The sequence below is a fragment of the Rhodococcus sp. AD45-ID genome, assembly GCF_003023755.1.
Classification (GTDB): domain Bacteria; phylum Actinomycetota; class Actinomycetes; order Mycobacteriales; family Mycobacteriaceae; genus Rhodococcus_F; species Rhodococcus_F globerula.
Window position 1 is genome coordinate 986,244 of record NZ_PYHL01000001.1, and the last position, 25,095, is coordinate 1,011,338.

The 25,095-nt window shown below is 61.8% G+C and carries 18 protein-coding genes; 9 read left to right on the top strand and 9 right to left on the bottom strand.

Annotated features, from left to right (window positions below):
* Positions 1 to 7 precede the first annotated feature (7 nt).
* From C7T36_RS04420 to C7T36_RS04435, 4 genes are all read right to left on the bottom strand, one after another.
* Entirely contained in the window at positions 8 to 1,102 is a 1,095-nt protein-coding gene (locus C7T36_RS04420) for an LLM class flavin-dependent oxidoreductase (protein ID WP_045070950.1), read from the bottom strand.
* A 147-nt stretch (positions 1,103 to 1,249) separates the two neighbouring features.
* The gene (locus C7T36_RS04425; protein ID WP_033236434.1) at positions 1,250 to 2,776 is read right to left on the bottom strand and encodes a DHA2 family efflux MFS transporter permease subunit; all 1,527 of its coding nucleotides are present in this window, start codon (positions 2,774 to 2,776) and stop codon (positions 1,250 to 1,252) included.
* Positions 2,773 to 3,243 (bottom strand): MarR family winged helix-turn-helix transcriptional regulator, encoded by a 471-nt coding sequence (locus C7T36_RS04430; protein WP_033236435.1) that lies wholly within the window; start codon positions 3,241 to 3,243, stop codon positions 2,773 to 2,775. The genes C7T36_RS04425 and C7T36_RS04430 overlap by 4 nt, the downstream gene beginning before the upstream one ends.
* A gap of 88 nt (positions 3,244 to 3,331) precedes the next feature.
* Positions 3,332 to 4,297 carry an NADPH:quinone oxidoreductase family protein gene (locus C7T36_RS04435; RefSeq protein WP_033236436.1) on the bottom strand — a complete coding sequence of 322 codons (966 nt, stop codon included), beginning with the start codon at positions 4,295 to 4,297 and terminating at the stop codon, positions 3,332 to 3,334.
* 377 nt (positions 4,298 to 4,674) lie between these two features.
* Here C7T36_RS04435 and C7T36_RS04440 point away from each other — a divergent pair, with 377 nt between their 5' ends.
* From C7T36_RS04440 to C7T36_RS04475, 8 genes are all read left to right on the top strand, one after another.
* The gene (locus tag C7T36_RS04440; protein ID WP_052683643.1) at positions 4,675 to 5,394 is read left to right on the top strand and encodes an ANTAR domain-containing response regulator; all 720 of its coding nucleotides are present in this window, start codon (positions 4,675 to 4,677) and stop codon (positions 5,392 to 5,394) included.
* A gap of 3 nt (positions 5,395 to 5,397) precedes the next feature.
* A complete protein-coding gene (locus C7T36_RS04445) occupies positions 5,398 to 6,483 on the top strand; it encodes a glycosyltransferase family 4 protein (protein ID WP_045070954.1) in 1,086 nt (361 codons plus the stop codon).
* A 139-nt stretch (positions 6,484 to 6,622) separates the two neighbouring features.
* A complete protein-coding gene (locus C7T36_RS04450) occupies positions 6,623 to 7,480 on the top strand; it encodes a glycosyltransferase family 2 protein (protein ID WP_084703068.1) in 858 nt (285 codons plus the stop codon).
* Positions 7,477 to 8,646, top strand: a complete 1,170-nt coding sequence (locus tag C7T36_RS04455) for a glycosyltransferase (RefSeq protein WP_045070956.1) — start codon at positions 7,477 to 7,479, stop codon at positions 8,644 to 8,646. The genes C7T36_RS04450 and C7T36_RS04455 overlap by 4 nt, the downstream gene beginning before the upstream one ends.
* Positions 8,643 to 10,538 carry a hypothetical protein gene (locus C7T36_RS04460; protein WP_146153424.1) on the top strand — a complete coding sequence of 632 codons (1,896 nt, stop codon included), beginning with the start codon at positions 8,643 to 8,645 and terminating at the stop codon, positions 10,536 to 10,538. The genes C7T36_RS04455 and C7T36_RS04460 overlap by 4 nt, the downstream gene beginning before the upstream one ends.
* Complete coding sequence (locus C7T36_RS04465; protein WP_045070961.1) at positions 10,535 to 11,473, top strand: hypothetical protein; 939 nt, start codon at positions 10,535 to 10,537, stop codon at positions 11,471 to 11,473. The genes C7T36_RS04460 and C7T36_RS04465 overlap by 4 nt, the downstream gene beginning before the upstream one ends.
* The gene (locus tag C7T36_RS04470; protein WP_045070964.1) at positions 11,473 to 12,783 is read left to right on the top strand and encodes a lipopolysaccharide biosynthesis protein; all 1,311 of its coding nucleotides are present in this window, start codon (positions 11,473 to 11,475) and stop codon (positions 12,781 to 12,783) included. Before C7T36_RS04465 ends, C7T36_RS04470 begins: the two co-directional genes overlap by 1 nt.
* Positions 12,784 to 12,796: 13 nt before the next feature.
* The gene (locus tag C7T36_RS04475) at positions 12,797 to 14,053 is read left to right on the top strand and encodes a glycosyltransferase (RefSeq protein WP_045070967.1); all 1,257 of its coding nucleotides are present in this window, start codon (positions 12,797 to 12,799) and stop codon (positions 14,051 to 14,053) included.
* On the opposite strand, the gene C7T36_RS04480 is transcribed toward C7T36_RS04475, so the two are convergent.
* The 4 genes from C7T36_RS04480 to C7T36_RS04495 are packed head-to-tail and all read right to left on the bottom strand — an operon-like array spanning position 14,020 to position 22,218.
* Positions 14,020 to 15,036 (bottom strand): glycoside hydrolase family 6 protein, encoded by a 1,017-nt coding sequence (locus C7T36_RS04480; RefSeq protein ID WP_106939687.1) that lies wholly within the window; start codon positions 15,034 to 15,036, stop codon positions 14,020 to 14,022. The two genes, C7T36_RS04475 and C7T36_RS04480, sit on opposite strands and share 34 nt — an antisense overlap.
* Positions 15,036 to 19,154 carry a non-ribosomal peptide synthetase gene (locus tag C7T36_RS04485; RefSeq protein WP_045070968.1) on the bottom strand — a complete coding sequence of 1,373 codons (4,119 nt, stop codon included), beginning with the start codon at positions 19,152 to 19,154 and terminating at the stop codon, positions 15,036 to 15,038. The genes C7T36_RS04480 and C7T36_RS04485 overlap by 1 nt, the downstream gene beginning before the upstream one ends.
* The gene (locus C7T36_RS04490; protein WP_084703052.1) at positions 19,151 to 20,377 is read right to left on the bottom strand and encodes a cytochrome P450; all 1,227 of its coding nucleotides are present in this window, start codon (positions 20,375 to 20,377) and stop codon (positions 19,151 to 19,153) included. Before C7T36_RS04490 ends, C7T36_RS04485 begins: the two co-directional genes overlap by 4 nt.
* A complete protein-coding gene (locus tag C7T36_RS04495; RefSeq protein ID WP_052683644.1) occupies positions 20,374 to 22,218 on the bottom strand; it encodes a non-ribosomal peptide synthetase in 1,845 nt (614 codons plus the stop codon). Before C7T36_RS04495 ends, C7T36_RS04490 begins: the two co-directional genes overlap by 4 nt.
* Before the next feature lie 313 nt (positions 22,219 to 22,531).
* On the opposite strand from C7T36_RS04495, the gene C7T36_RS04500 reads away from it, so the two are divergent.
* Entirely contained in the window at positions 22,532 to 23,227 is a 696-nt protein-coding gene (locus C7T36_RS04500) for a GAF and ANTAR domain-containing protein (RefSeq protein WP_045070971.1), read from the top strand.
* Here C7T36_RS04500 and C7T36_RS04505 read toward each other — a convergent pair.
* Positions 23,216 to 25,072 (bottom strand): bifunctional diguanylate cyclase/phosphodiesterase, encoded by a 1,857-nt coding sequence (locus C7T36_RS04505; protein ID WP_045070974.1) that lies wholly within the window; start codon positions 25,070 to 25,072, stop codon positions 23,216 to 23,218. The genes C7T36_RS04500 and C7T36_RS04505 overlap by 12 nt on opposite strands.
* Positions 25,073 to 25,095: the final 23 nt, after the last annotated feature.

Here is a 25,095-nt window from a genome sequence, read left to right on the forward strand (position 1 = left end):
CTAGGACCTATGCCGAAACCGTGCTGTTGTCACGGACGGCCTTCATCGACGCGTGGGTGGGCGGGTTGTCCGGGACATGCGCCGGACGACGGGCTGCGAATTCACGACGCAGAACCGGTACAACTTCCTCGCCGAGAAGATCGAGCTGCTCGAGCACCGTCTTCAGCGGAAGACCCGCGTGATCCATGAGGAACAGCTGGCGCTGGTAGTCGCCGAAGAAATCCGCGAACGCGAGGGTCTTCTCGATGACCTGCTCCGGCGAACCGACTGTCAGCGGCGTCTGCTCGGTGAACTCTTCGAGCGACGGTCCGTGACCGTACACCGGCGCATTGTCGAAGTACGGGCGGAATTCCTTGACGGCGTCCTGACTGTTCTTACGCATGAAGACCTGACCGCCCAGCCCGACGATCGCCTGATCGGCGGTGCCGTGTCCGTAATGCTCGTAGCGCTGACGGTAGAGGTTGATGAGCTCGATGTAGTGCTCCTTGGGCCAGAAGATGTTGTTCGCGAAGAACCCGTCACCGTGATACGCCGCGATTTCCGCGATCTCAGGACTGCGAATCGAGCCGTGCCACACAAAGGGTGCGATGCCGTCGAGCGGACGTGGTGTGGACGTGAAACCTTGCAGCGGAGTGCGGTACTCCCCTTGCCAGTTCACCACTTCCTCGTCCCAAAGCCGGCGCAAGAGCTGATAGTTCTCGAGGGCCAACGGAATACCCGCGCGAATGTCCTTGCCGAACCACGGGTACACGGGCGCCGTGTTGCCACGCCCCATCATGAGGTCGACGCGACCCTCCGCGAGATGCTGGAGCATCGCGTAGTCTTCGGCGATCTTCACCGGATCGTTGGTGGTGATCAGCGTCGTTGACGTGGACAGCGTGATCTTCTCGGTCTGTGCAGCGATGTAGCCGAGCATCGTGGTGGGTGACGACGGCACAAACGGCTTGTTGTGGTGCTCGCCTGTTGCGAAGACGTCGAGTCCCACGTCTTCGGCATGCTTGGCGATAGTGGTCATCGCCTTGATGCGCTCGTGCTCGGTGGGCGTGACCCCTGTCGTGGGGTCTGTGGTGACGTCACCGACTGTGAAGATTCCGAACTGCATGGCTACTCCTGTTCAGGGCGTTGATCCCTACGACTGCGTGTAGATAATTTAACATTCAACCATCTGGGGCTATTCCCGCACCCTGAACAGCACTGAGGGCGGTAGGCACACCATGTGCTTACCGCCCTCAGCGCAAAAGAATACGTGTCAGTGCATCATGATCGGCGCCGCTGAATCACCCTCGGCTACAACTCGCGTCGTCTTGCTACGCGGCAGGAAGAATGCCGGGATGAAGGTCAAAGCAATCAAGACGGTAGCAACAAGGAACGTGTTGCCGAATGCGTCGGCGGCAGAACTCAGAATCGAATCGACCGTCGACGGATCCGGTCCCACCGGCGGCGGAAGGTGCGCCATGCCGACTTCATTGCTTGTCAGATCGCGATTGAGCAACTGGTTGGTGAGAACCACGGACATCACAGCGGTACCGATAGAGCCGGCGGTCTGCTGAACGATATTCATGAGTGTCGAACCGCGAGCGATCTGCTCGTTGGACAGCGTCACGATCGCGGCCGTCATCAGCGGCATCATCGTGCAGCCCATACCCATACCCATCACGAACAGGGCAGCCATCAGCATCCAGGTCGGGGAATCGGAAGCGACCTGCGTAAAGACACCCATGCCGATCAGGATCAACGGCAGACCCGTCAACACGATCTTGCCTGCGCCCATCTTGTCCACGAGTCGGCCGGCGATCGGCATGGTCAGCATTGCGCCAAGCCCCTGCGGAGCCATGAGGAGGCCGGCCTCGAGGGTCGTGTGGCCACCCACCTGGATGAAGAAACTCGGGAACAACAGACCCGCGCCCATGAACGCCACGATGAACAGTGACGTCGTGATCACGGCGACCGACAACTGCCGGTTCTTGAACAAGCGCAGGTCGATCAGCGGATGATCCTTACGCAGCGCATGGAACACAAACGCGATGATCAGAACCAAGCCGATACCGGCGGAGACCAAGACCCTGGCCGACGCGACGGTCCCGACCTCGGGGATCGACGACACACCGAAGAGGAACAGCGCCAGGCCCGGCGACAGCAGCACCATGCCGAGGAAGTCGAACGACTCCGAAGGCTGGGGCTTGTCCGAAGGCAGAATCTTGAACGCTGCCGCCAACGCAATGGCACCGATCGGCAGGTTGATCAGGAAGATCCAGTGCCAGCTTGCGACCTCGATCAGCCAACCACCGAGGATCGGTCCACCGATGGGGCCGAGCAGCATCGGAATACCGAGCACAGCCATGACACGACCGATCCGTTCCGGACCAGCAGCCTTGGTCATGATCGTCATACCGAGCGGCATCAACATGCCGCCGCCAAGACCCTGCAGAACTCGGAAACCGATCAACGACGTGATGTCCCACGCCATCGCACAGGCAACCGAACCCAGCACGAACAGCACGAGCGCGGTCATGTACAGCCGTTTGGTACCGAATCGGTCCGCCGCCCAACCCGTCACCGGGATAACTGTTGCGAGAGCAAGCGTGTACGCCGTCATCGTCCATGCCACTGTGGCGTAGGACGTATCGAATTCCTCGGCAAATGTAGTCAGCGCGACGCTCACCACGGTCACGTCGAGAATCGACATGATGGCACCGAGCACCACCACGGATGCGATTTTGAGTACCGCACCGTCTAACTTGTCGGACGCCGGTGCCGGCGCGTTCGGCGATGTCATCGCGAAGTCTCCTGGGTAGATGCTCGCAGGTAGTCACCCGCGAGAATGGGCTCTAGCGCCTCGACAAGTCGAAGCCGTTCCGGCGCGGGCACGCGCGACGCAAAATCACGAAGCTGTCCACGCTTGCATTCGATGTGATTGGACGTGACCTTAACGCCGGCCTCCGACAGGGAAACCCGTTTGACGCGCCGGTCACGTTCGTCCTCACGCCGCACGACCAACCCCATCTGCACGAGGTGGTCGATATTGCGACCCGTCGCCGCCACCGAGAGCCGAAGCTCGTCGGCAACCTCGTTGATCGGGACGGGCGCATCGCACTGGCCGAGAGCAAACAGCACACGAACCTGACTGAACGAGAGATCCAACTCGATCAGTGCATCGATCGACTCCGAATCACCGGCGCTCATCAGGCGAGTGAACAACTCGTCGAGTGCTCCGAACAGGTCATCAGAATCCGAGGCGATCACCTGGCGAATAGTAGTGCGGATGCAACTATTGCCCAACCGTAACTAACGCGCAACCCGATTTCCGGTGAGCAACATCACCCTCGGAAACTCATTCCTGCACCAAAATGGCCTTTCCGAGAACTTTGCCCGTTTCCAAATCGGTGAGCGCCAAGGCCGCATCCTCCAGAAGGTATCGAGCCTTGACGATGGGACGCAACCCGTTTTCGACATGGCGCACCAGCGATGCATGCACCTCAGCAACTGCGTCGCGATCAGAACGTGTGAACTCACCCCACGCCGCCCCGACAATGCTGATGTTGCGGAACAGCACCCGGTTCAACTTCACCTCGGGAATCCCGCCGCCGGCAAATCCGATCACGACAAGGCGGCCTTCAGGGGCCAGAACGCGGACCGCCTCGTCGAAGGCGTCACCGCCGACGGGATCCACCACTATCTGCGCCCCCTTGCCGCCGGTCAGCTCGCGAACCCGCTCACCCCACCCCGGCGCCAGTGCCACCACCTCGTCAGCTCCCAACTCGCGGAGGAACTCCTCGACGCCGGCGCGTCGAACAACGGCGATTACCCGAGCACCGTGCGCCTTGGCCAACTGAATGGTCGCGGTGCCCACACCGCCGGCCGCGCCGAGAACAACTACGGTTTCGCCGGCCACGATCTTGGCGCGACGAGCCAGCGCAAACTCCATCGTCTGGTAATTGATGATCAAAGACGCGGCTTCGTCGAAATCCAAAGCGTCCGGGATTCGCAACACCTGCGAAGGGTCGACTGCTATTCGTTCCGCATATCCCCCGAGATAGGTCGCCGCAAGGACCCGGTCGCCCGCAGTGAATCCCGATTCCTCCGGCGCCGTGATCACGACACCCGAGATTTCCGCACCGGGGACAAACGGGGGCTCCGGCCGGATCTGATACTTGCCGTAGGTGATCAACAAGTCCGGAAAACAGACTCCACTGGCCTTGACGTCGATGAGAACTTTGCCGGACGCATCAGGCTCGGGGATCTCCTCGAGGTCGAGTCCTTGCGGGCCGGACAACTCGGTAACAACCATCGCACGCACAGCAACTCCTCATCGAGAAAGCAATCGGACATCATCTGTTCCCGACCTTAGCCTGCCGTCCGACCATCCCGGCCGATAGAACCGGACGCAAGGTATGGAAACTCGCTTCGCAAGGGTCGCAAGGAAATTCGCCGTCGACCACGGGCCATATGGGTTCCCATTCATTCCCTGGGTCTGTACGCTTGGGTCATATCGGGATTTCAGTTTGTTTCTGACCTCAGGTTCCGTCCTCGGAACTGGATTTCAGAGCATCTGAATTCAAATATGTCCGAACCTTGTGCACTGGAACAAGATACGGAACATCTGCCACGTCTGCGCAGACTCCACTTCTGCGGGGACAATTCACGGCACCGGTAACGACCTACGGTGGGATACCCATGCATGATGACGCCCTATACCTCTGTGCCCTGACCCATTTCGCGTCGCCGCCGCGCGAAGGTAACTCGGCAACGCAAACACTTCACGAACTCGTGTGCTACATCGCCGACATATTCGATACCGCAGCGGCAAGCATCACCGTCACCCTTCCCGATCAACCGGACATCACGTCGGTCAGCTCACCCGAATTCGATCGATGCGAACGAGAGTTTCGGATAGGGCCAGGGAGGTTACCCCGACTCGACAGCGTGCAGATCACCGATGTGCCGAGCGCCGCATACGCCTGGCCTGCCTTTGCTGCCCAAGCGAGCCACCTGGGCGTCAAAGCCGTGGCGGCGCTTCCGTTTTACCGGGAGGCGAGAATCTCGAGTGGCTCCGCGGCCCCCGCCCGAACCTCGATCGGGACGCTGACCGTCTTCTCGCACGAGATGATCATCTGGGACGACGACGATGTGAGCGCAGCCCAGGCACTGACCACCGTCGCGATGGGGTTCATACTCATGTCGCTCGAACTACACGAGCGCGAACGGGAATCCACGCAGCTGCAACATGCACTCGAAACCCGAATCGTTGTCGAACAGGCCAAGGGGATCATCTCGAAGGACCACAACACCACCATCGACTCGGCATACCAACTCATCCGCCGACGCGCACGCAGCCACAACGCGACCGTGCTGTCCGTCGCGCGGGCGATTGTCGAACTGGGACTGAAGGTGTGATCGATGCGCGTCGCTTTGGTGACACCGGCATTCCCGCCGTCCATCGGCGGAGTCGAAGACCACGTCGCGCAGTTGGCCACACATCTGAGCTCGACCGGGATCGATGTCGAAGTTTTCACCGGTAGCCGTCGAGCGGAAACGCCGGCGACCCCGCAAAAAAGCGATTCGATTGTTCACCGCTACCCCGCCTGGACAACCACCGTCATGTCAGTCTCACCCCGACTTTTGGTGCGAACCATGCACCTCGACAATACTTTTGACATCGTCCACGTCCACAGCTATCACGCATCCTCCGCGTTGGCCGCATTGACCGGGTTCCGTCGGCCGGTCGTCTTCACCCCACATTTTCACGGCACCGGACACACTCGATCCACCCGCATGCTGCATTCGCTCTATCGGAAATTCTCCCGAGCGCTCTTCACCTCGAGCTCGGCCGTTGTCTGTGTCTCCGATGCAGAACTCGAGTTGGTGCATTCGTATTTCCCGGGCCTCGAAACCTACACAACTGTCATTCCCAACGGCGTCGACGCAGCTGCAGTACGCGCCGCCACGCCGTATCCCGACGAAACCGCCACGCTGTTGTTTCACGGGCGATTGGAACCATACAAGCGGGTGGATCGGATCATCGAGGCCATGGTCGAATTGCCCGACACCGTCCAGCTTGTTGTCGTCGGCGACGGTTCTGCTCGAAATGCACTGGCCGCCAGTTCCGCCCGCCTCGGACTCGGCGACCGGGTGCGGTTCACGGGACGGCTGGACACTCCTGGCATGCATCGCTGGCTCCGGACGGCGGACGTGTCCGTCTCGTTGTCCGAGCATGAAGCCTTTGGCATCGCCCCACTCGAGTCGGCCGCGGCAGGATCACGAATCGTCCTGAGCGACATACCAGCTCATCGTGAGATTGTTCGGCGATTCCTCGGTACCGGAGCAGTCCTGATCCCACCGACTGCAGGCGCCACGTCCATAGCCCGTGCGATCGCACTTCAATTGAGTGCCGGTACCGGCGACGACGTGGTATTACCTGACTGGGCCGGCGTGGCGACCGCAACAGCCCAGGTGTACCGACATGTACTCCGAGGGGAGCCGTAGCGTGGAGAGTCGCCGAGGAGTAAGTTCGAATTAGTCGGCATGCCCTTGTTCCCTGGTACTTCCGCACCGATATTCGGAGCTGCCCCTGATTCCCGGTAGCTCGTCCCTCCCCGCACGGACGAGTCAGGTGGCACCCGCAATGAATCAGCCTTCGTTTCCGCACAGCCAGCCGCTGGTCAGCCTCTCGATACTGATGCCGGTCTTCAACGAGGAACGCACGCTGAAGGCAGCGATAGACCGCGTATTCGCCGTACATTATCCGTGCCGGATGGAACTGATAGTCGTCGACGACGGCAGCACCGATCGCACCGCACGAATTCTAGAAGCTCAGCGATCAGACGCTCGGACATCGAAAGACATTGTCGTAGTGACCCATCCGGTCAATCGCGGCAAGGGCGCGGCAATTCGAACCGGGTTGGACTACGCCGCCGGAAGTCACCTCGTCATCCTCGACGCAGATCTCGAATATCTGCCGAGCGATATTCCGTCGCTGATCGCACCGGTACTGGCCGGATACTCCGATCACGTGTTCGGCGCGAGGGTCCGCGGAGTCAACGCCTGCTTTCCGTCATTTCGGTTTGCCATCGGAGGCCGCGCAACAACCTTGTTTGCCAACGTGTTGTACGACGCTTGCCTGACGGACATGCACACTTGCCTCAAACTCATCCCGACCGATCACCTGCGCTCCCTGACATTGACGGAGGGCGGTTTCGGCCTCGACACGGAAATGACAGCGCGATTACTGCGGTGCGGTATCCGGCCTCTCGAGGTGCCTGTGTCGTATCACGGACGATCCGTGTCGGAGGGCAAGAAAATCACCTGGCGAGATGGTGTTGCCTGCCTTGCCGTCCTGACTCGGATTCGGGTGCAGCACCGACCGGACATCGCACCCGTTGTGCACCGGATCTCGGTAGTCGCAGCAGCACAGGGTGATCCGCCCAACAATCCACCCAACAGTCCGCCCAAGGTTCTGCATCTGCCGAAGGCTGCGGGGTGAGCAGCGTGAACGCGGAAGGCAGACTCGAGGTAGTGCTCGTGGGTCCGGGCTTTCACTTCCTCAGTGGGTTGTCGGCCTACACCTGCACACTTGCGAACGAACTGAGTCGGGAGCACGATGTGTCGGTGCTCCTGCTACGGCGGGTCATCCCGCGGCGGTTGTATCCGACTACTCGTCGCTCACCGAATACCGGAACCGCGCTTCGCTACGGCAACAATGTCACTCGCATCGGCGAACTCGACTGGTACTGGTTCCCTGGCTTATTGGGGGCCCTGGCTCGGCTTCGCGCGACAAAGCCGAATCTGGTTGTACTGCAATGGTGGACTACCGCGACACTCCACACCTATATCCTCGTCGCGTTGTTTGCCCGGGTACTCGGCATTCGTGTGGTTGTCGAGTTTCACGAGACTCAGGACACCAGTGAGGCTTTGGTCTTGGGCGTCGATATGTACTGTCGACGCGGTATGCCCCTTCTGCTGTCGCTCGCCCACGGCGCGCTCGTCCACAACAACCATGATTTAGAGTTACTGCGCAGAACATTCGGCTCGCGTCCGTTCGACCGGCTCGACATCGAAACAGCACCCCACGGACCGTACACACACATCGCCGATTCCCCCGCCGATTCCCCGGCTTCTCACGATTCCCGCAGTGGGCCAACCCGACTGCTCTTTTTCGGCCTCATCAGACCGTACAAGGGGCTCGACGATCTCCTGGTGGCCTTCAACCAACTCAGCGCCGAGCAGGCAGCACAGTTTCATCTCACGATCGTGGGTGAAACCTGGGAGAACTGGCAGACTCCGGCAGCACTGATATCCGCCAGTCCACACCGTCGGCGCATTACCTTCGTGAATCGCTACGTCAGCGACGCCGAGGCAGGCCAATTCTTCCGCGATACAGACGTAGTGGTGCTTCCCTATCGGCGCGCGTCGGCAAGCGGTCCGCTGCAGATCGCAATGCACTCCGGACTACACGTCGTGCTCTACGCGGTGGGCGGACTGGTCGAAGCAACTCGCACCTACGAAGGCGCCCATCTGGTCGAACCCGACAACGTCGATGCACTCCGTCGCACCTTGATGTCGATTCCGCCGGACCGCCATCGACGATTCACCGACCACACGTCGTGGTCGACCACCCTGCGTGCGATCGAACGGTTGGCGCGATCATGATCGCACTCGCCCCGGTCGATGCCGAACAAGCTCCGCGGCACCGGTTCTCCGACACTTCACGCTCGGCGCTGCGGTCGTGGACATCGACAGGCATCCTCCTTGCACTCGGAATACTCCTGATCGGTGTGTCGTACCGGATGTCGTCCGACGGTTCACCGCCGAATGTCTACTACGCAACCTTCTGGGTCGGTATGCTGCTCGGGGTTATTCCGCTGGCAGCCAAACTGGCGGCTTTCGGGACAACAGTCAATCAACGCATCGGCGCGATAGCGTTGCTCGGACTCTTCACGGCAGTCCCGAAGTATCTCCGAAACCCTTTCGGTCCGTCGTATCACGACGAGTATGCGCACTGGCGTGAATCCGTCGACGTCATGTCGAGCGGCCAACTGTTCCCACCCAATTCGATCATCCCGATCGTCGAATACTTCCCGGGTACGTCAGCCCTGTCCGCCTCTATCGCTCAGCTGACCGGACTTTCGGCCTGGTCCGCCGGCGAAGTGTTGATGGTCGTCACCCACGTGATGACAATTCTCGGTGCGTACGTCCTTGGAACGTCGCTACTGCGCTCCGCCCGTGCAGGTGCCGTGGCAGCGCTGATCTACGCCCTCAATCCGTCTGCCATCTATTTCGACACTCAATTCGCGTACGAGGGTGTTGCCATCACATTCTTCATGTGGGCGTTGGCTTTGACCTCGATTGCCGCACGGTCGGACGATCGTCGTCGTCGAATCGCTTTTCTGTCGATCGCGGTCACGTGCGGCGCCGTATGCGTCGTGACCCACCATCTGACCACCATCGCCTTGCTCCTGATCTCGGGTGCAATCGCCGTCACTGTCACCGCATTCGGGTTTGTACGCGCACACCAAAGGCCATACGCATGGTGGGTTCTGCTGAGCGGCACCGCGGCCGTCGGAGCCGCCTGGCTTGTCTTTGTCGCATCACCGACCGTGAGCTACCTCTCGCCGTATCTCGCCAACTCGGTGACTCAGTTGAGCAGCATCGCAACGTCACAATCGAGTGGCCGCGAACTGCTCGCCGCCAATGTCCAACCACTCTGGGAACGAGCCTTCACCGCCGCCGCCCCGGCAGCGGTGGCCGCGATATTTGCGTTGGGCCTGTTGGTCATCGCGCGCGTGCGGGGCAAAGTCACGTCCGCAACCCTCGCATTCATCGCCATCGGGGCCGTCTACTTCCCGTCCGTTCTGTTTGTGCTGGCCCCATCGGGTGCGGAGGGGGCCAGGCGCTCGTGGGCGTTCAGTTATGTCGGGGTGGCAGTGATGTGCGCCCTCGTCGTCGCGTTCCAGGATCGGTTGCCACGCATCGTGATCCGGTTCCGGAAGCTGATCTCGCTCGCCGTCCTGATCGTCTTGCTGATCGGCAATGTCGGCGCCGGTCTCAACGATCCGTACCGCTTTCCCGGCCCGTTTCTCTGGGGCTCGGACACCAGATCCGCGAGCTCCGAAGCTCGGACGGTGGCCGAACACATTCGACTGAGAGAAGGTCGCGTGCGCGTCGTGACCGACCGATACACAACGCTGGCGCTGGCGGCGTACGGCGAACTCTACGTCTCCGAACCGTCATCCGACTTTCCGGTGTGGGAGCTGACCCAGACCGACACCGACCCCGATACGAAGCTCGCTACCGACCTGGCCGGGGCAACCTACGACTACCTTGTCGTCGATACCCGAATGGCGGATTCCCCACCCTTCAACGGGGACAACTACGGCAGCGGAGATCCCCTGGCCGGCCTGCCGACACCGCCGTCGTACCTCGACCGACTCGACCACGCGCCATGGGCGTCGCTGATCATGTCGACCGAGCATCTCCGGGTCTACCGCCTCGATTCGGCCAGCGTCGGCACCGAACTGACCGATCTGACAGGAACGCCATGAAACGCACTGACATTGCCACTCGGAGTCGCCAAGTCCTGGACGTGGTCCTGACCTCCGATCTCCTTACCGGAGTGAGGGTTTCCGCCGTGGTCGCGGCCGTGTCTCTCGCCGCGGTACTGCTCCGGGCTCCCGTGGAACTTCGGGTGTGTGCAGTGGCCGCACTCCTCGTCATACCGGCGTGGGCGGCCGCGGCGCTGATCCTCGGCAAGATGCCCGGTAGTACCGACACCCGCTTCGACGGACTCGAAAAACCGCTGCGCGTACTTCTTCCAGCCCTGTTCACCCTCATCATCCTGCTCGAAACCGTTCTGGCACTTGGCCCATTGGGATTTCAACTGACCACGTCAACCATCGCACTGGCACTCTTTGCCGTATCGGCGGTGATGTTATCCCTGTTGGCCATTCACATCCGGCGGTCTCCGCGGAAACCTGAATCGCGCGCAGCCCCCGACGTACCGTGGCGCCGAGTCGGGAAAACCGCACTGGTCTCGCTCGCGTTGACGACCCTGTGCGTCGGCGCGTTGATCGGAGCGCTCGCGATGCAGACAACGCAGCCCGAACGGTATGTCAACACGATTCTCACCGGCCCCGACACTGCCATCGCGGGCCAACTCGCAGTGGCACCCGGTTCTCCGGTCGACATCGAATGGACTTCGTACAGCTACGGATTCCTCTTTCCCACCCTGCCGCCGGACGTGTCCGCAACCATCGGCGGCGTCTCACCGACCGATCCGCGGTTTGTCACGACACCACCGACCGCGCCCTTCGACACCAACACAAATGCCCGCAGTGCCCAGGTCGGAACGGTGTCGTTCCTCGCACCGAACGAGCCCGGCCGGTACCGAGTCGCGATCGACATCGTGATAGCCCAGACCCCCGACACCGTCGGTGTCGGACCGACATCCCTCGTGCTCTATCTCTCCGTGGCGCCCTGATGAAGGTGACACTCGGCTCTCTCCCCCAGATCGCGCGGACCCGAATAGCGGAAGACTCGATGCTGCGCAACAGTTCTTACATGATGGCGAGCACCGTTCTCACCTCCCTCATGGGCTATGTGTTCTGGCTTGTTGTTGCTCACACGACATCAACAGCGGACATCGGAGTCGGGGCGGCCACCACCAGCGCCATGCAGGCGACGGCATTGATCGCCAGCGTCGGCGCTGCCACCGCGATGGTCGAGTGGCTACCGCGCACCCTCACGGTTGATCGCTGGCGGCGAATACTCACCGCCGCAGTGACAGTCGTGATCGTGACTGCGGTGTCCGGGTCCGCAGTCGTGGTTCTCATCTTGGGATACGTTCTGCACACCCTCCCGTCGCTGAGCACCGCCGTTGCCGCAGCGGCATTCACGATGGGAGCCACATTCTTCGCGCTCGGCACGCTGGCCGACTGCGTGGCAGTTGCGCTACGCCGCAGCGGACTGCTCCTCGCGCGCAACATGCTGTTCACCGGCTTACGGATTCCGTTGCTGTTCCTTCCCGTGCTCATCAATGGCACTCACAACCAGATTCTGACGGCCTGGAGCGCGTCCGCGGTGATATCGGTAGTGTTCTCGACTTTCTGGTGCAGACGAATTCGCGGTGAGCACAGCATGCGGCCACTGTTCGGACACCTCGTCTCCGACGTCCGGGATATGAGTGCGTCACTTCTGGGGCAACACGTCGTGACTGTGGCTGCGAGTGTCACGTCATTCGTGCTGCCGATCATCGTGCTCGCCAGACTGTCCGAATCCGACGGCGCCTACTTCTACGCGACGTGGATGCTCGGCGCGGTGTTCTTCATGATCAGTCCATGCATCGCGATGTCGCTGTTCGCCGAGACCGCAACGGATCCCGAAGACATCCCGGCTCTCGCGCGGCGCTGCAGTCGGATCATCGCCGCGTTGCTCGGCCCGCTGATCCTCGTCTACCTCATCGGCGGGGGTTGGGCCTTGCGGGTATTCGGCGAGTCGTACAGTGCCCACGGGAAAATGCTGCTGATCGTGCTCACCCTCTCTGCCATCCCGGACGCCGTTACCAACATCGCGGTGGCAGTTCTGCGTGCAGTCGGCAGGCTGCGCGAGGCAATGACGCTCAACGTGTCGATGCTGCTGATGTGCCTGGCGCTCTCCTGGATCCTGTTGCCCTCCATGGGGATTGTTGCTGTCGGAATCAGCTGGCTCGCAGCGCAGAGCCTCGGCGCACTCTGGGCGTTGGCGCGGTGGCGTTACATCATCGTGCCCGCACAGCAGAGGGTTCTTCGGTGAAGGGGGTTCGCCGGTGAAGGTCCTCGTGGTCTCCGACAGCTACCCACCGGCGGCCGGTGGACTCGAACGTGCCGTGCATGCACTGGCCACCGGATTGGCCGGCGACGGAACCGTAGTCACAGTCGCCACACTCAGCCGAGGCGGCACAGCCTCGCATTCGCTCGAAGGCCTGGTCATGGTCCACCACCTACCTGGCTGGACGCGATTCCTGCGACCGTTCACCTCCGACCCCACCCACCAATTTCATCCCACCGCACCCGATCCCGCACTGACGAGGCACCTCCAGCGCCTTGTCGATCGGCTACAACCCGATGTAGTGCACGCCCACGGATGGATCCTGCACTCGTGCCTGCGATTGCGCTTACCTCGGCAAACCGCACTGGTAGTCACTCTCCACGACTACGGACTGAACTGTGCCAAGAAAACTCTGGTACCCGCAAACGCGCTGGACACCGTATGCCCGGGTCCAGGAATCAAGCGGTGTCTTCGGTGTGCAAGCGAGTTCTACGGGGCACCGAAGGCCGTGCCACTTGTCCTCGGACTGGCCGAGAGCCAGCACCTCCTCGATCGTGTCGGGCTCTTTCTGCCGATCAGCACAGCAGTGGCGGAATCATGTCTGAAGGGAGTCGACCGCGATCGGGTAGCCGTAATACCGTCGTTTGTACCCGACGATGTCGGTGACGAGGGGCAGGGTGACGAGGGGCTGGGGAATGGCACAGCCGATTTCCTCCCGTCCACCGACTACCTCCTCTTCATCGGTGCCATCGGCCCGCACAAGGGAATCACGACACTGCTGGACGCGCAGCGGCTCATGCCCACGCCGATTCCACTGGTCGTGATCGGAATGCAACGCCCCGACACCCCATCGATGATCGGCGACTCCGAACGCCGAGTGATCGTGCGCACCAACGCCGGACACCAACAGGTCATGGCTGCCATGCGAAGGGCTCGCGTGGTCTGCGTCCCCTCGAGATGGGCGGAACCACAAGGACTCGTTGCCATCGAAGCGATGAGCGCGGGAACCCCGGTTGTCGCATCCGACATCGGCGGTCTACGGGACGTGATCGACCACAATCGTTCCGGACTGCTTGTTCCTCCCGGCAATGCCGCCGAACTCGCCCGGGCACTGGAACTGCTGCTCGACGATCAGGCCCTCCACACACGTTTGGCTGACGGTGGAAGGACCAGGGCCCGCGCCTACACCGAATCGACTGTCCTGCCGCAGGTTCGACGCGCCTACGCTAGAGCAATTTCACGGCGTGCCGTATGAATACTTCGGCGTCGTCCCGAATTCTGCACAATCGCAACAGCATACGCATTCCACCACACACTCGACGGCGGATCACCGCGATTGCACGTACCATCCGATTCGCCGGGATGTTTGACCCACAAATACGCGTCCGCGTGCGCTGCCTGGGTTTGTGTTGTCGGCGCCGACCCCAATGCGCGATCCGGCGGATTGCACCAGTTGAGCGGCCCTTCGGGTGGCGGTCCGGCGCCGTTGCGTGACGTATCGACAACGTAGCCCTTTCCTCCGGTCAGCGCCGATACGGACTCGCCGTATGCTTCCTGCTCCGCTGTCGTGTAGAAGTTGGCGACATTGAGACTGAACCCCCTGGCTCGATCAACGCCGGCCGATCCCAGTCGACTCGCCAGCTCGGGTGCATCCAGCCATCGAGAATGACCACCGTCGATGTACACCGCCGTATTCGGTTCCGCAGAAAGAGCATTCACCGAATAGCGAAGTAGATCCATTCGTTCCGCGACCTGTTCCGAAGACAGGCACGATCGGTCGGTGAGCGCGTCCGGTTCCACGATCACGACGGCTTCACGGTTACCGATTCCGGCCGCGACATTGTCCGACCAGGTCCGGTAGTCCGCGCCGTTGCTGTACCCGCCGGCAGAGAAGGAACCGCAGTCGCGCTGGGGAATCGCATAGGTGACCAACACCGCAACAGCATCCGCACTCGCCGCGCCGTCGACGTAGCGCCTCACCTGGTTGGCAACCGCTGACGGCGGAGATGTTGCACTGAGCCAGAATGCCTGTGGCGTGTCGGCCAACGTGGCAACGGTCGAAGCGGTTTCCGGGTAGTCGACCATCGCGCGCGCCGCACTCGAATTCGGGTCGACGTAGAAACCTCCGGACGCGACCTGCTGCAGAGTAGCCAGGTCGTCTCGCGCACCCGCCGCACAACAACTCGAACCCGTCATGAGCACAGCCGCGCAGGCACACGCAACGATTCGATTCCACATCACGGTAGGTCCACCCTTGCATCGTGAAGACCTGCCAGCATGATTTCTGCCAGTTCTTCGATTTGTGGGCTGTCGAGAATCGAGTCGTGGCTTCCACACAGAAAGTGCGTGCGCACCCGACCTTCGTGGAAGGTATCCCACCCCAGAATCGGTGTTCGCACTTCCGCCGCCGTCGTCGACGTGACAAATAGTTCGAGTGGCACGCTGTGCCCGCGTTGTTCGTAGCGCGCCATGATGTCCCAGACACCCCGGAGATCGAAATCCTCCGTCGCCGAACGCCGAATGACTCCCGCGGAAATCAGTTTCTCCCGGCCCGACCATCGGAGGTTGCGGGCATATTCGGTCACCAGCTTGATCCTGCCGGGCTGGCGCAGTCGCTCGAGTCGTCCCGACGACGACTTCCATCGCTTCATCACTCGCCCTGCGGTTTCCGGCGTCGGAGTGTCAAGTATCCCCAGCCATGCGACCTGCTGCCCATCGCGATCCAACTGCCGGGCAAGCTCGTACGCCACAAGCCCGCCGAACGAGAAGCCGGCCAGTGCATATGGCCCTTCCGGTTGAACGGCCCGCATCGCCGACATCATGGGCTCCACGAGCTGCTCGACGGTATCCGAGCGTTCCGGGCGCATCGACGCGGCAAGCGGCAGCAGCGGATACACACCCTGCTCGTCGCCCCACAGCGTACGCAGATGCCGCAGACTCATCGCGCTCGGGAGATCGGGAAACACGAAGAAGGCGGGCGGCCGGTCCGTCACAGCCGGCGCGTGCGATTCGGCCGGCGACGACGCACCGTCCACGAGGCGCGCAAGCCCAGCAACGGTAGTGCCCTTGTCGAGGAAATCGACCAGCGACACCTGCGCACCCATCCGATATTCGATCTGCGCAACAAGATTCGCGGCCAGAATCGAATGCCCGCCGAGATCGAAGAAGTTCCGATCCAGATCCGACACCTCGGTGGCGAGCAGCATCGACCACAGAGAGGCTACCTTCTGCTCCGTCGGCGTGAGCACCCGTGCAGAAGACCTCTCGGAAGCGATTGCCGCGCTGCGATGTTCATCTGCGCCTTCGCGCTGCATTCGAGCGGCCAGGTCGCGCAACGCCCGGCGATCGAGTTTCCCACTTACCGAGGTGGGAAGCGCCGGCACTCGAATGATCACGGCCGGCACCATGTACTCCGGCAGTCGTTGCCGTGTCCACGCGCGCAGATTCGCGTCGTCATCCGGTTGGTTCTGCCGGGAGTAATTCTCGGCCGGGACGATGTAGGCAAGCAACTGCGGTTGTCCGCGGTGGTCGGTGCCGACGTCGACGGACACCGTTGCCACGCCCGGATGTTCTCTCAGCGTCGCTTCGATCTCGCCCAGTTCGATCCTGAACCCGCGGATCTTGACCTGACCATCGAGTCTCCCGAGGTGCCGCAGCCGTCCGTCGGCGATGTACCGCCCGCGATCACCGCTGCGGTAGGCGCGCTCTCCGGGCACACACGGATCCGGTACGAACCGTTGCGCCGTCTCACCCGTGCGGTGGAGATACCCTCTCGACACCCCTGGTCCGCCGATCACAATCTCTCCCGGCACACCCATCGGAAGGATCCGCCCACTCGAATCCGTGACGTACAGACGTGTTCCCGGCATCGGTCGGCCCACTGTCACCGGTTCATCCGGGGAGACCGATCCGCCGCCGGCAAACACTGTCGTCTCGGTTGGGCCCCACCCGTTCCACACCCCGGCGCAGAGACCGGACAGCGACATTGCCACCGACTGCGGTAGCGGTTCACCAACCGCACCCGCGATCAACCCGGGGCTTCCTGCCCAGCCCGATTCGAGCAGCGCTGCCCAACTGGTGGGGGTTGCGCTCATCCGCGTGGCGCCGCACTGCTCGATCACGTGCGCAAGCCGGCGCGGGTCGTGCATCTCCTCGGTGGTAGCGACCACAAGACCGGCCCCGATCCCGAGAGTCACGAAGTAGTCGCCAACCGACATGTCGAACGTGTATGAGGCCACCGAAAGCACAACGTCGCCGGAATCGAGACCCAGCGCCACCGGCAACGCCGACATCAGATCCAGCACATTGCGGTGTTCCACCTGAACACCTTTGGGCGTCCCGGTCGAACCCGACGTGTAGATGATGTAGGCCAAATCGTCAGGCCGAACTGCCCCCGTGTACCGAGCGTCGACCAACCGTTCTGTGCTTGGATCAGAGGGCTCCTGGCCGTCCACCGTCACCACTGGGCAGTCGACCCACGTCAATTCCTCCGCCAAGGATTCGGCAGTCAGCACTACCGACGCATGCGCGTCCTCGAGCATGAACCGGGCCCGCCGCACCGGTTGCCTGGGCTCGATCGGCAGATAGGCAGCGCCCACCATCAAGGCGGCCAGAATCGCCGGCACGAGATCAATCGTGCGTGGCATCGACACCGCCACAACAGTTCCCGGACCGATACCCACGCGGGTAAGACGTCCGGCAATCGAACGGGCCCGGTTCACCAGCTCGCCGTAGGTCAAGCAGATCGCACCCACCGTCACCGCTGGTGCATTCGGCGACGTGATCGCCCGATTCACGATTGCCTCGTGGATCGTTCGCGGAGGGCTTTGTCCGATCAGTCCCGACTCGGCAGAGGCAGGGGCAGGGGCAGGATTGAGATTCAGCTGCCGAGTCACGTCTTCGGGATCCGCAAGTGACAGCTCGCTCAGGACGGCGGTGGGGTTTTCCGCACACCGCCGCAGCAACAGGTGCAGATGACGCCCCATCAACGCGACCGTTCCTGAATCGAAAAGGTCTGTGTTGTAGCTGATTCTGCCCACCAACCGGCCGTCGTCGCGCTCGTCCAACTCGAGGCTCAGATCGAACTTCACCTGCCCAACTCCGGAGCCGACGGCGTTCTCCATCAGCTGCATCGACCACTCGTCGTCGACGGGAACCGCCGGGGGTTCGAGAACCAGGACCGACTGGAAGAGCGGGTTCATACGCGGATCTCGCGGCACGTCCAGTCCCCGGACCAACCGTTCGAAGGGCACCACACGCCCGAGCGCATCCAGTACTTCGGTGCGCATGGCGGCGACGGCCTCGGCAAATGTCCAGTGCGCGCTGAGCCGCGCGCGCAACACGGTCGGAGTGAGGCAGTACCCCACCATTGACTCAAGTTCGGACCTTTGACGGAGGTCTGTCGGTGTTGCGAACGTGACATCGCTACTGCCCGTGTAACACTGGAGCCAGTACCCGTACACCGCGGCCAAGGCATGGAATAGCGTTGCCCCTTGCAGGCCCGCCGAGGAACGCAATCTCGCCACCGTGTCGGCGTCAACCGAAACCGGCTCAACAGACCCGACAAACCGTTGACGCGGCGGACGCGGCCGGTCGAGCGAAAGGTCCAAGGCCGGCGCCCCCTCGAAGTGCCGTCGGTAGCATTCGATCCTGTTCGCCACCTCATCGCCCTCCACCCACTTCCGCTCCCAGGAGGAGTAGTCGCCGTGTTGAACGGGCGACTCACGAAGCGCAGGCAAAGTGCCTGCGATCCGAGAGTTGTACAACGACACCAGCTCCGGAAGAAATATCCGGTACAGCGTGACGCCGTCGAAGATCAAGTGATGCAGTCCGAGGTACAACCGATGACATGAGTCGGACACACGCACCAACTGCGGCCGGATCAGTGGACCCGCGCTCGTGTCGTACGGCTGACGTGTCTGCTCGACGGCAAGGTCTGTTGCCACGCCGACCGCTTCGTCGAACGGTAGGTGGCTCACATCCAAGACTGGCAGCTCCGTCACCGCCGGCGGATGGATCACCTGCCGCGGCTCGTCTCCCACCATCGCAAACGTGGTGCGCCACGCTTCATGCCTGCGGATGAATTCGTTGAAGGCCCAGCTGAGGGCTTCGACGTCGAAAGCCCCGTCCTTGGTCACAATGGCAAGTTCGTTGTACGCAAGCGCTTTCGGCGCCAACCGATTGAGGTACCACAGTTGCAACTGTGCGGCCGACAGCGGCGCGTAGTGCACACCGGTCTCACTCCCCCGTCTGCGCGGCACGGAAGGTGATGCGCCGTTCGCTTGTGCTCCCCGCAATCGATTCTCGAGCAGTGCTTTCCGCGCCGCGATCCGGCGCTCGTTGTCGAGGGTGGTCATAACGACCACCGCACGTTCAGCGACGCAAGGCCACGTAATCCCAAATTGGGGCGCCACCGGATCGGTCCCGGTTCCAGTTCCAGTCCTGGCAACCGGGCCAGCACCGTCCCGAATGCCGCCTGCGCCTCCATCCGGGCCAACGGCGCACCGAAGCAGAAGTGCCCCGCCCAACCGAATGCGAGGTGACGGTTGGGTGCGCGATGCAAGTCGAGCCGACCAGGATCGGTGAACTTCGAGGGGTCCCGATTCGCGGACCCCATCACGGCGATCACCGCTTGGCCTGCCGGAATCGGTTGTCCGGCAATCTCCACCGCGTCCGGAGCAATCCGTGCCGTGTGTTGGCTCGGGCTCTCGAAACGCAGCAGTTCCTCGATGGCTGCGCTCAGACCCGAGGGATCGTCGATCAATTCCTCGAACTGATCGCGGTGGCGGAGCAACGTGAGCAAGCCGTTGCCGATCAGATTGGTGGTTGTCTCCTGCCCACCGACCATGGTCACCACGACGTTGGCCACTATCTCGTCTTCGCTGAGACTGTCTCCGTCGATCTCCGCGGCGCACAGCGCACCGATCAAACCGTCGGTGGGGTGCGTGGCCTCATTCCGCACCGCAGCCTGGAAATATTCCGTCATCTGCTCCACGCTGCGCAGGACACCGGCAACGCGGCCGGGATTGTGCTGGAAATTGCCGAGCATCTCGGCAAAGTCACTTGACCAGTTCTTCAGCAGTTCATGGTCTTCGGTGGGCACTCCCAACATCTCCGCCGTCACGATAGCGGGCAGCGGGTTGGCCAGGGTGTCCATCACCTCCATGCCCCCGTCGTCGATGACCGCGTCGATCAGCGAATCGGTGATCTCCTGGATGTGACCGCGCAGGGCCGCAATGCGGCGCGGTGTGAAAGCCGCAGCCGCCAATCCGCGAACCCGGCCGTGTTGTGGTGGATCGAGGAACAGCATCTGACGCACCATCACTTGCGCCACCGGAGCCAATTGCTCCATCCCCAACTCAGCCAGCTTTGCCGGGGTGGGCGTGCGATCAGCCTTGAACCGGGTGAGTACGTCGGCGACATCCGCGTAACGAGTCACCACCCACGCGTGTAGGTACGGATCCCACATCACCGGCGCCTCGTCGCGCAAGGATTGATAGAGCTGGTAGGGATCTGCCAGCACTTCGGGGTCGAGTAGTCGAATCAGACTGGGAGCCTTGGTCGGTGCCGTGGTCATCATTCACTCCGTCCTGCGTCGAGAAGCTCCTGATCGCTCATGCCGGATATCTGCTCCACGACCAGTTGTTCCACCTTGGCGGCCATGTCACGAACCGTGGGATTGTCGAAAAGCTCGAGCAACGTCATTTCGACGCCGTACATCTCCGCTATCCGAATGATCAACTGAGCGCCCAACATCGAATGGCCGCCGAGAACGAAGAAGTTTTCGTCGATCCCCACCGCCGGCAGATCCAGTCGTATGGCGACGATCTCGGCGAGCGCTGCCTCGACCTCGTTTCGAGGCGCGATCAAGGAGCCTCGGTCGACACTGATGGTCGAGTGCGCCGCGCGCTCCAACGCCGCGCGATCAATTTTTCCGTGTGCGGTGGTGGGGAACTCGTCAAGTTCGATGATGGAACGAGGCAACATGTGATCGGGAAGGTGGGCCGAGAGATACGTCTGCAGCCCCGATATGTCCGCCGTCTTGTCATCCCGAACGACAAACGCAGCCAGAGATGGATTCTGCCGATCCCCGCGAACGATCACCACGCTGGCCTGCACCGCCGGGTGTCGATCGAGTACCCCGGCGATCTCACCGACTTCGACCCGGTTACCTCGGATCTGCACCTGATCGTCGCGTCGGCTGGAGAACTCGACATCGCCGAATCTGTTGAGCCGAACCAGATCACCGGTCCGGTACTCGCGTTGTGCGGGGTCGTCGCCGTGCTGTGAGAACTTCTGCGCGGTCAACTCCGGCAGACCGAGATATCCGCGGGCTACCGATACACCCCGTATCACCAATTCTCCGACCTCACCGGCACGGACCGGGGAACCGTCCTCACCGACTACCTCGAGGTCGACACCGTCGATCGCGCGACCGAGTGCGGGCAACGCGTCTGCTGGGGTGTCACCGGCGAGCGGATCGACAACCCCCGACACGGAGACGACACTCGCCTCGGACAGTCCGTAATTGTTGACGAGAGTGAACGGCAAGCCAGGCGGCGGACGGTGGTACAACACGTCGCCTCCTGTCAACAGAATCCGCAGGGCGGTATTTTCCGGCCAGGTCATGGCAATCAACGATTCTGCGAGGGGGGTGGGCACAAAGCACACGCTCACGCGTTCGGAGACCAGCCAATCACGCAACCGCACCGGATCGTTTTCCAATCCCGATGGAACTACGTGCAACGACGCGCCCGCCGTCAAAGCCGGCCACAGTTCCCACACTGCTGCGTCGAAACCCGGACTCGCGATCAACGTGCATCGATCATTCGAGGTCAGCTCGAATGATCGTTGGTGCCAGTCGATCAGGTTGAGCAATCCGCCGTGCCCGGCGACAACGCCTTTCGGCTCACCGGTCGAACCCGACGTGTAGACGACGTAAGCGGCATCTGTCGGTCGGGTGCTGAAGGTCTCGGCAATGACAGCCTCGCCGTCGACCGGTGCGCACCCAGTGCGCGGCGGAACGATCGGGTCGACCCAATCGAGCCTGGCAGCAACGTCCGGAAAAGCAACTAACGCGCGAGCAGAACTATCCTGGACGGCAAACCGAAGTCGCGCATCGGGCTGCCGCGGATCGAGTGCTACGTACCCGGCACCCGCCGAGAGGATCCCCAACGCACCGACGACACAGTCCGTCGAACGCGGCACACAGAGAGCCACAAGATCACCAGGAACCACCCCGGCAGATCTAAGCGCTTGGGCGAGTGCGCTTGCGCGAGAATGTAGTTGGCCGTAGTCGAGCTCTTCTTCCACTGAGGCAACGGCGACGCTGCGGGGCGCGGATTCCACAACTCGCGCGATCTGCCGCACGACGGAATCGTCAGGTAAATGAGAGTGAAGGTGACGCTGAATGTGATTCATGAGGGCCTGCCTACTCGTCCATCAGATCGGACGAGCCACCAGGAATCAGGGGTAGCTCCACGCACCGCGCCACCAGGAATCAGGGGTGGAACGGCTCTGAATTGAAAGTTACTCCACTGCCGGGTCGATGGCTAGATGTCACTGCCGGGTCGATGGCTAGATGTCTTTCCATGGCACACCGGCCCGGATCGGTGTAGCTTTCGACTAGGCGGCAGTCTGCCCTTCCACACCCGGCAGCGCTGCAGGCCCTCTCCAGAGCTACCCCTGATTCCCGGCAGCTCGTCCTCGCTGCGCTGACGAGTAGGTAGCCACGATGAATCTCGAATTCGCCGATCTTCTTGCACATTTTGTGCAGCTGCTGCCGACCGTCTATGTGGTGGACGACGTGATGACGGAGTTGCTGGAAAACAGCGTCGACGTCCTCGGGGTGTCGGGTGGCAGCATCAGCCTGGTCAGTGGGGGCGAACTGAGATGCATCACGTCGATTGCCGATTCCGCTGCCGATATCGAACGATGCCAGGAAGGACTTCAATCCGGCCCCGGACGGACGGCATACGAGAAGGGCGAGAGGATCGCTGTCACCGATATCCGTCAACGGCACGATCTCTGGCCTGAATTTGCCGAGAACGCCAGACGGTTGAACATCGCAGCTACTGCGAGTGTCCCGATGTCGATCAACGGCGAAACGATCGGCGTTGTAAGTCTGTACGCGCACGAGCCACGACCGTGGTCCGCCGACGACATCGTCTTCACGTACCTGGTGGCGAACATGGCAACGGGGTACTGCGTCAACGCGTCGAAACGCCATCAACTGCAGCAGATTCGTTCTCAGCTACAGGAATCGTTGAAAGTGCGCATCATTCTCGAACAAGCCAAAGGCATCACTGCCGATGCGCGGCGCACCGGAATCGACGAGGCGTACGCGCTGATCCAAGCTCACGCACAGTTGTGCAACGCTTCGGTATCAGCCGTCGCACGCGCAATAGTCGATGTCGGACTACGGGTGTGAAGGCGTCAGAGTTGTAACTCGTAGGGGCGGCGACGACCTGCGCCCGGCCCGCAGCATCGCCGCGATACGGTCGGATTTCACCGGTGGACTGAAGAGAAATCCTTGCGCATATCGGCATCCGAGATCGAGCAGTATTTGCGCCGCCCGACCGGAGTCGACGCCTTCGGCGACCACGTCCAGCCCGAAGGAATCTGCAAGTCCGACAATCGAGTGGACTATCGCCAGATCGTCGTGATCGATTCCCAGTTCATGAACGAATCCCCGATCGATCTTGACCGTGTCGACCGGCAACACCTTCAACTGAGCCAAAGAACTGTACCCGGTTCCGAAATCATCGAGAGCGATGCGAACGCCGAGTTCCTCCAGTCCACGCAATGTCACCAACACGTGAGCCAGATCGTGCATCACCGCCCGCTCCGTGATTTCAATACACAAGCTGCTACCCAAGAGGCCATGCGTTTCCAACTCGATTGCAACGGAATCCACAAAGTCACTGGTAATCAACTGCGCCGGTGATACATTCACGCACATGAACAGTGGCGTCCCTGAAATCATCGCATTCCACTGCGCAAGTTGGCGGCAGGCTTCGCGCAGAACCTGCCGGCCGAGTTCCCCTGACAGGTTGGCAGCCTCGGCGATGTCGATGAACGAATCCGGTTGAAGCACACCACGTACCGGGTGGTTCCACCGCACCAGCGCTTCGACACCCGATATCGCACCCGATTCCAGGTCGACAACAGGTTGGTAGTACACCTCCAACTGGCCGTCGCGAATTGCCGCGCGCAGGTGCATCTCCATCTCCGCATGATCGTCGTTGGCTGCCCGCATCTCGTCGCTGCACACCACTACCGCATTTCCTCCGTCGGATTTTGCGGTAAGCACGGCCTCGTCGGCGCACCTGAGCAATTCGCCAACGCTGCACTCTCCCGGTTTTGCCACCGCGATACCGATACTCACGCTTCTGCCCACCTCTTCGGTCCCCAGCGAGATCGGCGTGGACGCAACCAACTGCGCTTCGCGCGCAACCACTTCGGCCTCATTCGCGTCCATCGGTTCCGACATGACAATGACAAACTCGTCACCGCCGAGCCGGACCACGACGTCATCCGGAAATCTGCCTTCGAGGCGGTTTCCGAGTTCGTGAATGAACGCATCGCCCGCATTGTGTCCCAGTAGATCGTTGACCACCTTCAGCCGGTCGACGTCCAGGAACAGAAGCGCAACGGGCCCGGACTCCCCCGGCTGCAGACGTCGTTCGAGTTCACCGAGAAGCATCCTCCGATTGGACAGTCCGGTCAGCTCGTCGTGATCCGCCAGGTAGCGCAGACGCCCCTCCGCAGCCACCCTCGCCTGCAATTGGGCAAACAGAGTGGCAATAGCGTTGAGTGCATTGATTTCTCGAGTTGACCACTCCCGGTCGCCGAACTTGATGAATCCCAGGACCCCCGTGGTGACGGGACCGGACAGCAAGGGCACGGCGGCCATCGACGTCTCGACGACACCTGCGCCGCTTCGGATCCTGTCTTGATACCCGCTCGGTTCGGGACGGATGATCACTGCTTCGCGCGCATTCTCGGCGGCCGCAAAAACCGGGTCCGCGTCCCGGAAATACACCACTCCCAAGGGATCGGGTTCGGGAACATCCTGGCGCTGCGGCCATTCCGCCACCAGAACCGTCGCCCCGATCGTGTGATCGTTGCGCCGCAGGAAGCTGACGTCGACGCCGAAGTACTCGACCAGGTCGCGAAGGACCTCGGTGGCCGCTGCGACCGACGTCGTCGAATCGGCCGGCATCAGTCGACCGGCAACGTCGGTCACCAACTGTTCGAGGCTACGTCCGTCCATGATTTCTCCTGCAACTTTCTCTA

Excerpts from the sequence above, each read along its gene's own strand:
- C7T36_RS04450 (WP_084703068.1), top strand. The coding sequence starts at position 6,623 with ATGAATCAGCCTTCGTTTCCGCACAGCCAGCCGCTGGTCAGCCTCTCG.
- C7T36_RS04495 (WP_052683644.1), bottom strand. The coding sequence starts at position 22,218 with ATGAATCACATTCAGCGTCACCTTCACTCTCATTTACCTGACGATTCC.
- C7T36_RS04490 (WP_084703052.1), bottom strand. The coding sequence starts at position 20,377 with ATGATGACCACGGCACCGACCAAGGCTCCCAGTCTGATTCGACTACTC.
- C7T36_RS04500 (WP_045070971.1), top strand. The coding sequence starts at position 22,532 with ATGAATCTCGAATTCGCCGATCTTCTTGCACATTTTGTGCAGCTGCTG.
- C7T36_RS04420 (WP_045070950.1), bottom strand. The coding sequence starts at position 1,102 with ATGCAGTTCGGAATCTTCACAGTCGGTGACGTCACCACAGACCCCACG.
- C7T36_RS04460 (WP_146153424.1), top strand. The coding sequence starts at position 8,643 with ATGATCGCACTCGCCCCGGTCGATGCCGAACAAGCTCCGCGGCACCGG.
- C7T36_RS04485 (WP_045070968.1), bottom strand. The coding sequence starts at position 19,154 with ATGACCACCCTCGACAACGAGCGCCGGATCGCGGCGCGGAAAGCACTG.
- C7T36_RS04425 (WP_033236434.1), bottom strand. The coding sequence starts at position 2,776 with ATGACATCGCCGAACGCGCCGGCACCGGCGTCCGACAAGTTAGACGGT.
- C7T36_RS04440 (WP_052683643.1), top strand. The coding sequence starts at position 4,675 with ATGCATGATGACGCCCTATACCTCTGTGCCCTGACCCATTTCGCGTCG.
- C7T36_RS04480 (WP_106939687.1), bottom strand. The coding sequence starts at position 15,036 with ATGTGGAATCGAATCGTTGCGTGTGCCTGCGCGGCTGTGCTCATGACG.
- C7T36_RS04505 (WP_045070974.1), bottom strand. The coding sequence starts at position 25,072 with ATGGACGGACGTAGCCTCGAACAGTTGGTGACCGACGTTGCCGGTCGA.
- C7T36_RS04470 (WP_045070964.1), top strand. The coding sequence starts at position 11,473 with ATGAAGGTGACACTCGGCTCTCTCCCCCAGATCGCGCGGACCCGAATA.
- C7T36_RS04465 (WP_045070961.1), top strand. The coding sequence starts at position 10,535 with ATGAAACGCACTGACATTGCCACTCGGAGTCGCCAAGTCCTGGACGTG.
- C7T36_RS04445 (WP_045070954.1), top strand. The coding sequence starts at position 5,398 with ATGCGCGTCGCTTTGGTGACACCGGCATTCCCGCCGTCCATCGGCGGA.